The following is a 15,167-nucleotide window of genomic DNA, read 5'->3' as shown; positions in this document are numbered from 1 at the left end:
ATGCATACCACACAAATTGCATTCCGAAAAGCTACAACCGCAGATTTGGAAGAGGCGTGGACACTCTTGGACACGGCTCGCAACCTCATGCTGACCAACGGTAGGAAACAGTGGACAAAGGACTACCCCTCACGAGAACTGATTGAGAATGATATTGCCGGAGGTGACGCCTACATCCTTACCGTCAATGGAGAGGTAGCCGCATACGCCAAACTTGCTGTGAACGGAGAACCCGAATATGCTCATCTCGAAGGTTCTTGGCTCAGCGAACAAGACTATGTGGTGATTCACAGGCTTGCCGTTAGCCCCCGTCACCGAGGACATGGACTGTCCAAACGCTTCTTCCACGAGGCCGAGAAATGGGCTGCCTCGCAAGGCGTTCACAGCATCAAGGTAGATACCAACTATGACAACGTTGAGATGCTGAACATCCTTCCACACCTGGGCTACACCTATTGTGGTCAAATACACTATGGTGCCAAAGGCGACAGAAAGGCTTTTGAGAAACTAATTTCAAGCAACATCTAAAAGCAAAAGAAGTGAAAATTACATGATTGCTTAATGAATGTACAATAAAGATGTTTTAATATGTCTTCGAAATATGACAAGGTTATTCGGGAATGCACTATTAGATAATAGAATTTAAGGTGTTTGACAAATTTTACTTCTCATACTTTTATCTATCAATAATGAAGTAGGCATATTTTTACGCTTTATTAACAAACTGCAATCGTTAAAATTTGTCCCATTTGTTTTGTAAATGATATTGAATAACTGCCAATTAGAAATAAAGAATTTTCTTGACATGATACCCTTCTCTCCTTGGCGTATTTGCGAACAACCTTGAGCTTGGTCGCAAATACGCCAAGCATGAGCGACTTTTGTATGTGATTGATAAACTGGTTTTTATAAATCTCCTTTGTTGTTTTTCAATCTTTTATGACGACTTTCTTTGCCAAAAGCATTGATTTAAGTGCCTAATGTGTATGCCTTTGCGGGTCAAAGGCATGTTGGTAAGCAGACAAAATGATGGCTTTTATCGCTTGAATACCTCTTTTTAGTGTAAATAATCGAGATTACGCACAAAATAACTGCTTGTTTGCGGTACGTTTGCCTATTGTTTTTTTTCTAGATTGAAAGTTTTGAAGTGCCGTTTTTGGGGCCGTTTTTTGATAAAATATTCAACAAATTGGCGTGCCGGTGTAAACCTTTTGAGTAGCAGCAAGCACTGCAAGCACGGCACTTTGCCACAGGTTGGCAACCCAAAACCTCGTAGCCTAACCCAGTTGATGCACATAGCCCAGCTGCGATTGAAATTCGTTGTGTATCTCTGCTTACAATGGTACCATAACGCTTCATCAACGTGAATTTATCTTTCTTTGTATCGCCTGAAGATTCAAAATCTATTTTTATAAATCGATGTACATTTTAATATTTGGGTATATATAAAAGTAATAGTAGCATAATGTCATGCGTTCAAAACTCTATTCTGATTTATCCCGAACTCAAGTTATTAGCATGTTTATTAGAATCTGTTTCTGATGTGTCAAATACCGTAGGTGTATATGGCACTTTTCATAAGCATTGGGATACACGAGCCCTAAAGTCTATAATTTTCAGCAGGAATGATTCCAATAATGGTATCTTCGAAAGAATAGAAAACCAAAACGATAAAATTGAAAATATCATTTAAGATGTTAAATGTGATGTTTTATATCTTAATCCTCCATACACAGAACCAGTATGGTACACTGTATCATTTGCAGGAAACACTTATACTTAGTCGAACCTCAAAAATGCTATCTCGTCTTTTTGAGAGTCTACTATGTGATTTTTGAAATATGTCAGTTATAAACAATATTACAGAACAAAAACACAATATTACCCCTGCAAGCCTAAATAATATTCTAACTTTGCACTGTGCTAATAAACCGAAACTCTGAATTTATGAGAAAGACAAAATTCTACCTGTCATCTTTGGCACTTATCCTTTCACTAAATCTTAGTGCCGCAATACAGCCAAGACCGGAATACCCACGCCCACAGTTTGAGCGGGCGGAATGGATCAACCTCAATGGTGACGCATGGACCTATCAATTTGATTTTGGAAAAAGCGGAATGGAAAACAAGCTGTTCAACTCCAAAGGAATTGGAAAAAACGATATCTACACCTACGACCGGGAACGGAAATTTGACATGCACCGCATCAAAAACATCTTCTCCAAGAGCCGTGAACAGGCCAAAAAGGAAGTTGCCGACATGCTGAAAAAACACTAATTCCAATTAGAAATGCAAATCTTACCGTGTAGAAAAAAGTGAAAAACACCGCAAAGATTTGCCTTGTAGGCAAGGACGAATGATGAAAACCTACCTTATTATAAATAATCTAAATGTTTGCTTTACTTAAAGAACATAAAAATATATAAATGAATTATCTTTCAAATTGTAGTATAAATATTTTTAACCTTCTAAACACTTATAACAAATGAAAAGGAATCAAGGTCTAAAACCAAGGTTGCTTTTGGCGTCATTGTTCCTATTAGGGACAAATCTGATGTCGCTATCTGCTTTGGCATCTAATGATGCCTTACCGCGAACAGCACATGCACATAATGCCAGCAGCTTAGGACAAAACGACAAACGAGAAGTTAAAGGATTCATCGGTGATGAGAATGGTGAACCTATCATTGGTGCAACTGTTCGGGTGCGTGGCACTTCGAACGCAGCCATTACAAACAGCGACGGTACATTTATTATACATGCCGTACCAAACGCTATTCTTGACATCGCCTACATCGGCTATCAGGAAAAGGAAATCAGTCTGAAAAACCGCACGTTCATTGCCATTTCCCTGTACCCTGCCCACAATGAAATTGATGAAGTTGTGGTCGTGGGATTCGGAAAGCAGAAGAAAGAATCACTGGTTGGTGCTGTACAGGCTGTAAAGCCGGAAGACCTAAAAATGACATCGAGCAGCTTGACGACTTCATTTGCAGGAAACATTCCTGGTATCATCGCCCGTCAACAAAGCGGTGAGCCTGGTTACGATAATGCCGAATTCTACATTCGTGGCATCTCGACCTTTGGTGTGAACAAGAGTCCTTTGGTGATTCTTGATGGTGTAGAAATCAACACAACCATGTTGAACAACATTCCGCCAGAGTCAATCGAGTCGTTCTCTGTGCTCAAGGACGCCACTGCAACATCCTTATATGGTTCGCGCGGTGCCAATGGCGTTATCATAGTGAACACTAAGCAAGGTGAGCTGTCGGAGAAGATGCAGGTGAAAGTTCGGTTGGACAACACGTTCTCTTCTCCCACAATGGTACAGCCAATGGCTGACGGACCTACTTATATGCAAATGTTCAATGAAGCAGCCTACAACGAGGCTAAGGCTGTGGGCAACGCATATACCCCTTTTTACAGCGAAGACCGCATTGCCAAGACACGCGAGGGAGCCAACCCATACCTGTTCCCGAACAACGACTGGCATGATCTGTTGTTCAAGAAGATGACCATGAACCAGAACTTGAACCTCAATGTTAGGGGCGGTAGCAAGATACTGACATACTTCCTGAATGCCGGCATATTCTACGAGAACGGTATCATACGTCAGCCCAAGGAGACACAAGCGTTGGACGTAGGCATGCGAAGCCGTAAATATCTATTCCAAAGCAACGTTACGGCCCGCCTTACACGTACGACAAAGATTGGGTTGAACATGAATACGCAGCTGTTCTACTATCATGCACCCAAAGAGCAGGTCAACGACCTGTTTTATTACACTATGCGCGTGTCACCCGTAAGCTTCCCACCAGTGCTCCCCGCCCAGGAAGGTGACACTTTCGTGCGCTATGGTATGAATGCTCGCCAAGGTGTAGGCGGTTTGCAAATTAACCCATACGCTCGCTTGAGCTCAGGTTATACTGACCGCAACTATGTGTATTCCACAACGGCATTCAATATAGACCAGGATTTAGACTTTGTAACACCAGGACTTAAAGCCAGCGGATTGGCATCGTTCTATAATTACAGCTTCAACTGGTTGGATCATTGGACAGTACCGTTTTACTACAAAGTGTCCGATGATTACACCGTGGACGAGAACGGACAATACATTTTTGACAGCACCACCATTGGCGATCCAGGCCAGCCTTACCTGCAATCCAACTCCGGCAGAGACCCCACCACGACAGTATGGTCATTGCAAGGAAAAGTGGATTACCAAAGACTGTTTGGCAAGCACGATGTGAACGCCACCTTGGTGTACCACATGAAAGAAACCAAGAAAGTTAAAAACGGCGGCGGAGAATACGATCTGTTGCCTTACAGAGAGCAGGGCTTAGCTGGTAGATTTGCTTATAACTACGACCACCGCTATCTGTTGGAGGCCACATTTGGCTACAACGGTTCGGAAAACTTTATGAGTGGCAAGCGGTTTGGTTTCTTCCCAGCTGTCGCAGCAGGATGGACCATCTCTAATGAAGCCTTCTTTAAACCAGCCAAAGCCTATATTCACAACCTGAAGTTACGTGGATCGTATGGCCTTGTGGGTAACGATGCCTTGCAAAACCGTTTCCCATACATCACCACGGTGAACATGTTCTCCAATGGTGCTTGGTGGATAGGCAATGGCTACGAAAACATCAAAGTGCCCAATATCACTACCTATGGTAACCCATTGGCAACATGGGAAAAATCGAAGAAGCTCAATGTGGGTGTGGATATGAACCTGATGGGCTGTCTGGATATCAGCTTCGACTATTTCAACGAGTCGCGTACAGGTATCTTCATGCAGAGAAACTCCGTGATTTCAATGTCAGGATTTGGAAGAAACAAACCTTGGGCCAACATCGGAGCAGTTAAAAACAAGGGCTTTGATATGAGCCTGGCCTATACAAAGGTGCTTAACCGCGACTTTACTGTCAAAGCAAACGGTAGCCTGACATACGCCCACAACGAAATGACCGATGTGGATGAGCCACAAAACGTGCCCGCCTACTACTCTCGTTTGGGACATCCCATCAATAGTATTCGCGGTTTCGTAGCCGAAGGATTGTTTACCTCACAAGAGGAAATAGATAACTCGCCCAAGCAAGAGCTAAGCGCATACACTGTGGGTGACATCAAATATAAGGATCTCAACGGAGACAACAAGATAGACCAAAACGATGTGACAACCATCGGCAATCCGGAATTGCCCGAAATAATCTATGGTTTTGGAACCACCATCACCTACAAGAAGTGGGATATGTCTATGATGTTCCAAGGAGCCGGGCGCGTGAGCCTGATGATGAGAAACATTCACCCCTTTGTAGACAAGGATGGAGACGGACTGGGTATAGCCCAATATATCGTAGACAACCACTGGTCAGAGGCCAACAACAACGCCAATGCGGCCTATCCACGCCTAACTCAATCATTTGTGAACAACAACGTGGAACCCAGTACATTCTACCTGCGGGATGGCAGCTACCTGCGACTCAAAACGATGGAAGTGGGATTCACGCCTACTAAGTGGATGCGAGTTTATGTAGCTGGAACCAACCTTCTCACCTTCTCACCATTCAAGACGTGGGATCCGGAAATGGGAAGTGGTAGCGGTTTGAGCTACCCATTGCAGCGAACATTCAAGATTGGCGTACAATTTCATTATTAATTGAAAAAATACAGAACAATGAAAACTAAATCATATATTAAAATAATGCTCACCACCATTCTGGCGGGAACGCTGTCGGCATGCGATTTCCTTGACGTGGTGCCTACAGGCAACGCCACCGAAGCCGATATTTACAAGACACAAACCCAAGCAGAGCGTATGGTGGTGGGCTGTTATAGCGAGATACCCGATTTCATGCAGCCGCAAAAGGGGTTTCCCGGCTTGATGGGGTCGGATGAAATGGTCGTGGGACACCGCGGAACGACACGCTGGTTCCACTATAAGAGCTTGATGAACGGCGATGAATCGTCGTCCAGCACCTACTTTGCGCTGTGGAGCAATACAGCGAACAGCTATCCGGTAGACGCACAGAAGAAAGATATTTGGGGTGCCATTCGCAAGTGCTACAACGTGTTGAACAACCTTGACAAGGTGCCAGACATCACCAAAGAGAACATAAATCTATGGAAAGGTGAGGCGCTCTTCCTCATAGGCTATTACCATCAGATTTTGTTGGAGTTTTATGGCCCAATATTCTTGGCCAAAGAGGAGTACTCGCAGAATGTTGAAAACAATCAGATGCGCGTACCATACGATGAGTGCGTGGAATTTATTGCCAAGAAATACGATGAGGCTGCCAAGCTGCTTCCTGCCATTCGAACCAATGGCGAGAAAAACAGAGCAACCTCAGCCACCGCACTTGGTTTCAAAGCACGCTTGCTTTTATATGCAGCATCACCATTGGTCAATGGCAACACAGAGTTTTATGCCAATTTCAAAAATCCGGATGGAAAGCCATTGATGAATTTGACATACGACCGAGAGAAGTGGAAGAAAGCCATGGATGCTGCCGAGGATGCTATCAAGCTATGCGAGGCTAATGGTTACAAGTTGTATGGCGGTAGCACAACCGACTGGTTTAAGGGCGGCACAAACTATCACGAGGCCTTTGTTGGTCCAAAGACGGGCAGCTTTAACAACTGGGACGAGATACTCTTCGGCATAGCCAATCAAGGAGAGATTAGCTATTGCATCAAGAATTTCGCACCGCGTGTAGGCTTTGACAAATACAACCGCAATGGTTTTAGAGGATATGTATTCCCCACATGGAGTTGCGTAACCCGATACTTTACGTTGAAGGGTTTGCCCTGGGAAGACGACCCAGACACAAAAAACCTTAAGCCCACTGACATTGTGCAGTCTCCATTCTTTCCCAAAGAGCAGACTTCTGCCTACCATGCGTTTAGAGAGCCGAGATTCTATGCTTCTATCGGATTCGACCGTGGACCATTTGAAGTCAACAATGGCACGATTATGCTGAAGTGTCGCAGGGGTGAGCCTCAACAGGAAGATGGCATAAGAGGCAACGAGTATCAAAGCGACAATGGCTATTTTTGCCAAAAATGGGTGTCCACCAAAGATACTTACAATCCCAGAACTAATAAATTCACGTTTAATAATTGGGTCTTCCCTTACCTGCGCTTGGCCGAGTTGTACCTGAGCTACGTGGAAGCAGATATGGAATATAATCACAAGTTGAGTGCCAAGAGTTTGGAATACCTCAACAAGGTGCGCACGCGTAGCGGACTTCCCACATTCCAAGAGTCGTGGAGCTACGCTGGGGGCATACCGACAGACATAGCCAAGCTGAGACAAGTGATTCGAGACGAACGCTCTAACGAATTGGCCATGGAGGGTAGAAGATTTCACGACATTCGACGTTGGAAGATTCTTGAGAAGGTGTTGAGACCTAAGGAAAAATCTTGGAATACTGCCGGAAGGACAGCAAAAGAATATTACCGTCTCACCGAGATGAATGATGGTGATTACGTTGATCGCTCCACCATCGAAGCACCCAAGTGCTACTGGCTTGCTATTCCGATTGACCAGATTCAGATAGACCCCAACCTGGTACAAAATCCAGGGTATTAATATCTATAGAGTTAATATATATTTACAGTTATCTCCCCATTCCCTTTGTTTAAACAGAGGTGTGGGGAGATATTGTTTTTACTAAACATTTGGAGGCTGAATAGTTGTATTCTACAAATATTGCTTTGGGCAGCCCTCATAATAATGGAAACAGCCAATATGGATACGTTTTACTTTGCCCATATATACCATTCGTGGAAAAGGAAACTATAGAAAATATGAATAGAGTCATCAGATAATATATAGCCCCAAGCCTATGCAACGGGAATGTCAAGAGCGTACATTAAGGGCATTATCCAGAAATAGAATAACTCACTATGAGAGGAAACAGCATTTATAAAGCCAAGAGACACGATTAAGGCAAAAATAGTATAACTTTGCACTTACATATCAAATCTGCCCATAGTGTTGCCTTGCGGAAACGCATACTTCATTATGGCCCTACTACATCCGCAACATCATTATGGCAAGAATAATCCACTGTCTCATTTTATCGTTTCTATTTCTATGCACAGGGATGGCGAACAATTACAAGTATTTCCACATTTCCAGTCAGCAGGGACTGCCACATCAGCAGGTACAAGCATTGGTACAGGACTACCATGGAAACATCTGGATGGGAACGCGAAACGGACTTGCCCGCTACGACGGCTATTCCATTAAAAACTATTTCAACGAACCCCACAAACCCTCCTCGCTGAGCCACAATTTTGTGAAATCGCTTTTTCTCGACCGAAAACACAGAGTCTGGGTGGCCCATTCGAAGGGCGTCAGCTTGTACAGACCGGCTACAGACGACTTTGAAAACTTCATTCTGCCGGGATATTATATAGAATCAATTGTCGAAACATCCGATGGAAAAATTATCTGTGGTGGCATGAAATTGTGTGTCTTTGATGAGAAAGCCAAGAAGTTCACACCTCTCCCCTCGTTAGGCGAAGGCTTCATTCTTTCACTCGCCATAGACCAGGATGACCAACTCTACGTCGCTACCAATTCCTGCATCTATGCCTACAACACCAAACTCAATCAAATCTCCAAGTTAGACACCGGTATCTACAAGGACTTCATTACCGGCTCCGACGGTATCATCCCCATGACTTTTGACCATGCCGGCAGGCTATGGATAGGACGGAACGGGAAAGGTGTCATGGAGTTAGACGTGAAAACAGGCAATACGCGAGTGTATGAGGCCTATCAGCTTTCGGACGGAACGGTGAGAGTGATCACCGAAGACCACAAACACAATATATGGTTGGGTACCGAACAAGGCGTAACGATTATTGGGCAAGACGGGAGTATCAAAACGCTGAAACAACAATTTGGCAATATCAATCAGCTGTCCGACAATGCTATTTATTCCATCCTGTCAGACTCCAACCATAACATTTGGATTGGCTCCTATTTTGGTGGCGTAGATATGATTAAGAATAGCAGCCCCTTCTCATGGGAAGGACCGAGTTACAGCCCCAACAAACTACAGGGGAAGGTTGTGCGACAAATCATTGAAAGAAATCCTCATGAACTCTGGATAGCAACCGAAGATGACGGACTGAATATTTATAATCCCATGCGGGGAACCTTCTCTCCTTTCAATTCCATTCCCCAACTCGGCTCCAACGTGCATTGTCTGTTCTATGACAAGTCCGCCAACATTATTTGGATTGGGACCTTTAGAAACGGGTTGTTCCGATATAATCTGAATTCCGGAAGTGTCAAACGGTTTGAACTATCAATGAATCTATCTGCCGTGTCCATCTTTGACTTTGCCCGGCAAAGCTCCGGAAAACTTTGGGTGGGGACCACACAAGGCCTCCATTGGTATGATTCGCAAGCCCAAAAATTCAGGAGGATAAACCACTCCTCGCTCAATCATGCCTTCATCTATGCACTCGCCGTCGATCAGGCAGACAATCTGTGGATTGGTACTGTAGCATACGGAATTTATAAGCTCAACACCAAAACAAATCAACTCATTCATTGGAAAGCCACCCAACAGGCACAAGGGCTGAAGGACAACTACATCACATACATTTATCCTGCGCAAGATGGTAAGGTATGGGTAGGGACCAACAACAACGGATTGCAGGTGCTCAATCCCAAAACCGGAAAGTTTTCTGAGATTGAGAACGACAACACCTTATCCAGAAGCACGATATGCGGCATCAATGCCGACACCCAAGGCCATCTCTGGATTAGCACAAGTCAAGGATTATTCCAATATTTTCCCAAGACTCGGACCATCAACCGATACACCACCGACGATGGCTTGCCCACCAACCAGTTTAACTTCTCTTCAACGCTGCTGACACAAGATGGCAGAATGTATTTTGGAACGGTGAACGGACTGATTATGTTTCGTTCTGAAGACATGGTTTCCAAAAGCACAAATCTAAACGTTCATCTCAAATCCTTGAGAATCAACGGCGAAGAAATCAACGCTGCATCAGCAAACTCGCCACTTACGAAAGAGCTGGATGCCACACATGAAATCAGGCTCTCCTATCGTCAGGGACATTCCATCATGATTGATTATGGTGTTATTTCTCCCGGACAAACAGAGTCTATCATTTACAAAACCAAAGTAGACGGTATAGACAATCAATGGCGAGAGATGGGCAACGACCATACCTTTGTGAGCTACAACATGGAACCCGGCACCTACATACTGCGAATACGGGCCAATAATTCAAATACCGGTTGGGAAAACCGACCTGAAAAAGCAATTAAAATTATCATTGCACCACCTTTCTACCGCTCTACTTGGGCTTATCTGTTCTACCTCTTGCTCGTCGTTATCATCGTTTACTACATTCAGCATTACTATAAAATAAGACTGAACGAAAAGAACAAAGTCAAGATGGCCATGATGGAGAAGAACAAGATAGAAGAGGTAGACCGTGCCAAATTCGACTTCTTCACCACTGTGTCCCATGAACTGAAAACACCGCTTTCCCTAATCATTGCACCTCTTAAAAGTATCCATAAAGATAAATTGAACGAAACGGAACAACGTCATCTGGAGACAGCTCTTGAGAATACCAACAAGATGGAGGAACTTATCAACGAACTGGTAACGTTCAACAAGGTCGAGTCGGATAATTTCCCGTTCTATATTCAGCAAGGCAACCCCTTAGAGTTTATTAAAATTCTCGCAAACCTGTTCCGCAGAAGTGCTGCTGAAAAACACTTAAACTTGAGAGTAGATTGTGAAAACAACGATGAAATCGTATGGTTTTCACCTTCCTATCTTGAACGCATCATGAACAATCTGCTGTCCAATGCCATCAAGTTCACTCCTGAAAATGGGGAGGTAAAGGTCAAGGCCTCTATCATCACAGGACAAGAAGACAACTACACCTATCTCGACGTGAAAGTGGCCGACACGGGCATAGGCATTGCTCAGGAAGAACAGAAAAACATCTTTCAGAAGTTCTATCAAACCAAACGAGGATACAATACCAACAACAAGGGATGGGGCATCGGACTTTCTCTAGTCCAACGACTGGTAACCATACACAAGGGAACCATAGAGTTGAAGAGCGAGCTGCAGCACGGATCCATCTTCCGGATATTGCTGAATGTAGACGCTAAAGCTTTCGACCGGCAATCTCTCATCACCGACGACAAAGTCATTGTACCGCTAACCGACTATCATTTCTCACCTTCGATGACAGACATCAACAATGCCTCAAAAGATATTGTGATGGAAGAAGACTACAAAATGTCTATCTTAATCGTCGAAGACAACGCTGATATGCTTACTTTCCTTATCAATTACTTTTCTCCCAAATACAACGTTTACACTGCTACCAACGGAAAAGAAGGAATCGAAGTTGCTCAAAACGAATCTATCCAACTCGTCATCAGCGATGTGATGATGCCCATCATGGACGGAGTCACCTTCTGCTCCAAGCTCAAATCGGACGTCACCACATCTCACATTCCCGTCATTCTCCTGACGGCCAAAAACGAGCAGGAAGATGTGGTGGCGGGCTACAAGAGCGGAGCTGAAGCCTATGTGTCCAAACCCTTCGACCCACAGGTGCTCGATCTGCAAGTTAAGAACATCATCCAACTGGTCAAGACACGTCAGACCGAGATTCAAAATACCAAGACCGAAGACATTGAGACCAGCTCGCTCAATGACATCGACAAAAAGTTTATCTTGCAAATCAACCAACTGATTGACAAGAATATCGGCAACAACGAGTTCGCTGTGACCGACATCACGCAAGCAATGGCTATCAGTCGAAGTCTGCTGCACACCAAGATGAAAAACCTTCTGAACATGTCTATCGGTGAATACATCCGTCACAAAAGACTTGCGCTGGCCTCCGAACTGCTCATGAAAGGATTTTCTGTTTCCGAGACTGCTTACCGTTCCGGATTTTCAGACCCCAACTATTTCTCCAAAGTCTTTAAAAAGTTTTATGGAAAAAGCCCCACTGAATTTATCGTCGCACTTTAAAAAATAACATCTCAACTTTAAATCTATTTATTCAATCTTGTCTTTCCCTAAAACAGGTTGACTAGGGTCTGGCATTTTGTTCGTCACTGCTTTGCTGTGAATATCCTCGATAACGGAACCAACAACAATACCGACACCTACTTGTTGTAACCAAGTGGATTGAAGCACACCAAGAAATATACTCGTGACGTGGATAAGTTGAAGTTTGTAGCAATAAATACTTTTCCGAATTGAAACTTTAAGATGAAAAATGAATTGAAAAAACTATTTTTTGACTCAACAGGATAGTATTTATGCTTGGAAAAACATGTGCTTTAAGAAATAATGAGTAATTTTATAGCGTAATCAAGTTACATAAGCATGCGACGTAAGAAAATCAATCGCCTGAAAGTGGTTCTCGCCGAGAAAGGAATGACAAATAAACAATTGGTAGAAATCCTTGATAAAGACCTTGCCGTTATATCAAAGTGGGTAACGAATGTCGCACAGCCCAATTTTGAAATGTTCATTCTGTTGGCAAAGATATTGGGAGTGAGAGTTGATGATTTATTGTGGACAGACGAATTATAATTGGCTATTGAAGAATTTGTATTATGACAAGAATTTATGATAATATAGAAAGCGAAGAATAACTAATACAAAGGAATATGAATCAGAAATATGTAACTCCGGCACGTGAAAAGGAAGCGTTTACATGTCCTCACTGTCATACACTCTCTTTAATGATACATAGGCATCACTATCATGATGAAGATAATACTGTAGTAGTCCAAAAAGGACCATATAATGAATATTTAAATGAACTTTTCATCGCAAGGTGTGTTAACTGTGGAAAGAAGATAATATGGATCAATGATGAATATATTTATCCGGATATTATTGCTGAGGAACCGAACCTTGATATGCCCCAAAGTGTGATGCAGCTATATAACGAAGCAGGAACCATTTACAATAAGTCTCCAAGAGCAGCCTGTGCATTATTGCGATTGGCGATAGACAGATTATGCAACGAATTGGGAGAGACCGACAGAGATATAAACAAGAACATAGGATCGCTTGTTAAGAAAGGACTGCCACAATCTGTCCAACAGGCATTAGATGTTGTACGTGTAGTTGGTAATAAGGCAGTTCACCCTGGTGTGATTTCGTTTGATGTTGATGATAAAGGAACCGCTACAATGCTTATGCGGCTTTTGAATATCATCACAGAGCGTATGATTACCGAACCAAAAGAGATAGAGTCCTTATACGAAGGATTCCCCGAAACAGTGAAAGAATTCATAACTAAAAGAGATAAGTAAATTATGAGTAAACTCACAATAGAAATGTCCAAAAGTGGTCCAATCTTCTACTTTATTTTCTCATTTACGAAGCGTTTTCTTTATATAACTTATTGACGATAAATTGTTTAGAAATGTCCAAAAATGGTAATAGAAGATCCGACACTCCTATTTAATGAAGGTAAAGTATTTACTGAGAGGAACAATAATTTAATAAAAGTATAATGGAAGCAAACGACAACATGCTCATCTACCAGTCGGAAGATGGAAAGATAAAGATAGATGTTAGATTTGAAAACGAGACGGTGTGGCTGTCATTAGACCAAATGGCAATCTTATTTGGACGTGATAAATCTACTATTTCACGACATATTAAGAATATATTTGAGGAAGGAGAATTGCAAGCTCCTTCAGTTGTTGCAAATTATGCAACAACTGCAACGGATGGAAAGACTTATCAGGTGGATTATTATAACCTTGACGTAATCATCTCGGTAGGCTATCGGGTGAAGTCACAACAGGGCACACAGTTTCGCATCTGGGCTACTCAGCGGCTAAGAGAATATATTATCAAAGGCTTTGCACTGAACGATGAGCGATTTAAGACAGGTTCTTCCTATAATTACTTTAAAGAACTTTTAGACCGCATTCGTGAGATACGTCTATCCGAGAAAGTATTTTATCAGCAGATAAAGGATATATATGCAACAAGTATCGACTATAATCCGTCGGCAGAGATGACATTAGCTTTCTTCAAGGAAGTACAGAACAAACTGCTCTGGGCTGTCAGTGGGAAGACAGCTGCAGAACTCATGTACTATCGTGCCAATGCCTCACTGCCTATGATGGGACTTACTTCCACGGAAAAAGAAGGAAAAGTTACCAAGAATGATGTCTTGATTGGTAAAAACTACCTGAACGAGAAAGAGATTGGTCAACTAAAACTTATCGTAGAACAGTTCCTTGCCTATGCTGAGGCGCAGGCATTAGCTGAAAAACCAATGTACATGAGCGACTGGGTGCAGAAACTTCGACTTGTACTCACCATGAACGAGAAGAATATTCTTGAGCATGCTGGCACCATTTCTCACGAATCGGCAGTAGCCAAAGCTACAAAGGAATATATTGCTTACAAAGAACAACAACGAAAAATCGAACGCCTTGAAAGTATTAAGCAGCTCGACCAAGACCTGAAGCGTATCGCACCACGAAAGAACAATAAAAAGAAGAAAGATAGGGAAGAGAATAATCAATGATAGTCCATACACAATATTTGGGTAATCAGGAATTGCTGAAACTGCAAAAGACGGCATTCCTCGCATCGGGCAATATCGCTTCCGAGGAGGTGTTGCGGGTGTATGATTGGGCTACAGAGATGCGTAGTCGGGGAGAGTGTGTCATCAGTGGATTTAACAGTAAGTTGGAACAAGACGTGCTTCACTTCCTGCTGAAAGGCAACCAACCGATTATTCTTGTTCTTGCCCGACGAATGTATAAAGTTATCCCCAAGGAATTACAAGAAGCTTTTGCCCAAAACCGATTATTGATAGTTTCTGTAAGCAATGCAACACGTCAGTCAAAGGACACAGCAATGATGAGGAACAAATGGGTTTGCCAGAAATCAGACAGAATCTTGTTTGTTGGCGTAACTGAACGTAGCAGCCTCTATGCACTTAAATCGAACCTTGATTATAAACAAAAAATGATTACATTATTAAATTCACAATGACCATACAAGATAGAATAACCCGTTAGGAAGCAGACATTTGCTTATAAAAGTATTCAAAGAGAGGGGGATAAAATGTAAGGGTGTTGCCGTTTGTTT

General features: G+C 42.9%; 9 protein-coding genes and 1 pseudogene. All 10 read left to right on the top strand.

Translation table 11 applies throughout. The features are described 5' to 3' along the window. The 10 genes and pseudogenes from HMPREF0650_RS02110 (at position 1) to HMPREF0650_RS02070 (ending at position 15,071) form a co-directional block, all read left to right on the top strand. Positions 1–528 carry a GNAT family N-acetyltransferase gene (locus tag HMPREF0650_RS02110; RefSeq protein ID WP_004348034.1) on the top strand — a complete coding sequence of 176 codons (528 nt, stop codon included), beginning with the start codon at positions 1–3 and terminating at the stop codon, positions 526–528. A 1,419-nt stretch (positions 529–1,947) separates the two neighbouring features. Continuing rightward, complete coding sequence (locus tag HMPREF0650_RS13695) at positions 1,948–2,277, top strand: hypothetical protein (RefSeq protein ID WP_004348033.1); 330 nt, start codon at positions 1,948–1,950, stop codon at positions 2,275–2,277. 208 nt (positions 2,278–2,485) lie between these two features. Beyond that, on the top strand, positions 2,486–5,659 hold the full coding sequence (locus tag HMPREF0650_RS02100; RefSeq protein WP_040562157.1) for a SusC/RagA family TonB-linked outer membrane protein: 3,174 nt from the start codon (positions 2,486–2,488) through the stop codon (positions 5,657–5,659). Positions 5,660–5,677: 18 nt separating this feature from the next. After that, complete coding sequence (locus HMPREF0650_RS02095) at positions 5,678–7,591, top strand: RagB/SusD family nutrient uptake outer membrane protein (protein WP_004348029.1); 1,914 nt, start codon at positions 5,678–5,680, stop codon at positions 7,589–7,591. A 463-nt stretch (positions 7,592–8,054) separates the two neighbouring features. After that, entirely contained in the window at positions 8,055–12,062 is a 4,008-nt protein-coding gene (locus tag HMPREF0650_RS02090) for a hybrid sensor histidine kinase/response regulator transcription factor (protein ID WP_040562154.1), read from the top strand. Positions 12,063–12,131: 69 nt separating this feature from the next. Beyond that, a pseudogene (locus HMPREF0650_RS13775) lies at positions 12,132–12,296 on the top strand (site-specific integrase); the annotation flags it as partial. 126 nt (positions 12,297–12,422) lie between these two features. Beyond that, positions 12,423–12,632, top strand: a complete 210-nt coding sequence (locus tag HMPREF0650_RS02085) for a helix-turn-helix transcriptional regulator (protein WP_004348027.1) — start codon at positions 12,423–12,425, stop codon at positions 12,630–12,632. A 77-nt stretch (positions 12,633–12,709) separates the two neighbouring features. After that, the gene (locus HMPREF0650_RS02080) at positions 12,710–13,363 is read left to right on the top strand and encodes a DUF4145 domain-containing protein (RefSeq protein ID WP_004348026.1); all 654 of its coding nucleotides are present in this window, start codon (positions 12,710–12,712) and stop codon (positions 13,361–13,363) included. A gap of 203 nt (positions 13,364–13,566) precedes the next feature. Continuing rightward, positions 13,567–14,598, top strand: a complete 1,032-nt coding sequence (locus HMPREF0650_RS02075; protein ID WP_004348025.1) for a virulence RhuM family protein — start codon at positions 13,567–13,569, stop codon at positions 14,596–14,598. Further along, a complete protein-coding gene (locus HMPREF0650_RS02070) occupies positions 14,595–15,071 on the top strand; it encodes a DNA-processing protein DprA (protein WP_004348024.1) in 477 nt (158 codons plus the stop codon). The genes HMPREF0650_RS02075 and HMPREF0650_RS02070 overlap by 4 nt, the downstream gene beginning before the upstream one ends. Positions 15,072–15,167 lie beyond the last annotated feature (96 nt).

The organism is Hoylesella buccalis ATCC 35310, assembly GCF_000177075.1.
GTDB classification, from domain to species: Bacteria; Bacteroidota; Bacteroidia; order Bacteroidales; family Bacteroidaceae; genus Prevotella; species Prevotella buccalis.
The sequence above is the reverse complement of the archived record's forward strand: the minus strand, read 5'-3'. Positions and strand labels throughout refer to the sequence as shown.

Coding starts and splice junctions, on each gene's coding strand:
- HMPREF0650_RS02110 (WP_004348034.1), top strand. CDS start 1: ATGCATACCACACAAATTGCATTCCGAAAAGCTACAACCGCAGATTTG.
- HMPREF0650_RS13695 (WP_004348033.1), top strand. CDS start 1,948: ATGAGAAAGACAAAATTCTACCTGTCATCTTTGGCACTTATCCTTTCA.
- HMPREF0650_RS02100 (WP_040562157.1), top strand. CDS start 2,486: ATGAAAAGGAATCAAGGTCTAAAACCAAGGTTGCTTTTGGCGTCATTG.
- HMPREF0650_RS02095 (WP_004348029.1), top strand. CDS start 5,678: ATGAAAACTAAATCATATATTAAAATAATGCTCACCACCATTCTGGCG.
- HMPREF0650_RS02090 (WP_040562154.1), top strand. CDS start 8,055: ATGGCAAGAATAATCCACTGTCTCATTTTATCGTTTCTATTTCTATGC.
- HMPREF0650_RS02085 (WP_004348027.1), top strand. CDS start 12,423: ATGCGACGTAAGAAAATCAATCGCCTGAAAGTGGTTCTCGCCGAGAAA.
- HMPREF0650_RS02080 (WP_004348026.1), top strand. CDS start 12,710: ATGAATCAGAAATATGTAACTCCGGCACGTGAAAAGGAAGCGTTTACA.
- HMPREF0650_RS02075 (WP_004348025.1), top strand. CDS start 13,567: ATGGAAGCAAACGACAACATGCTCATCTACCAGTCGGAAGATGGAAAG.
- HMPREF0650_RS02070 (WP_004348024.1), top strand. CDS start 14,595: ATGATAGTCCATACACAATATTTGGGTAATCAGGAATTGCTGAAACTG.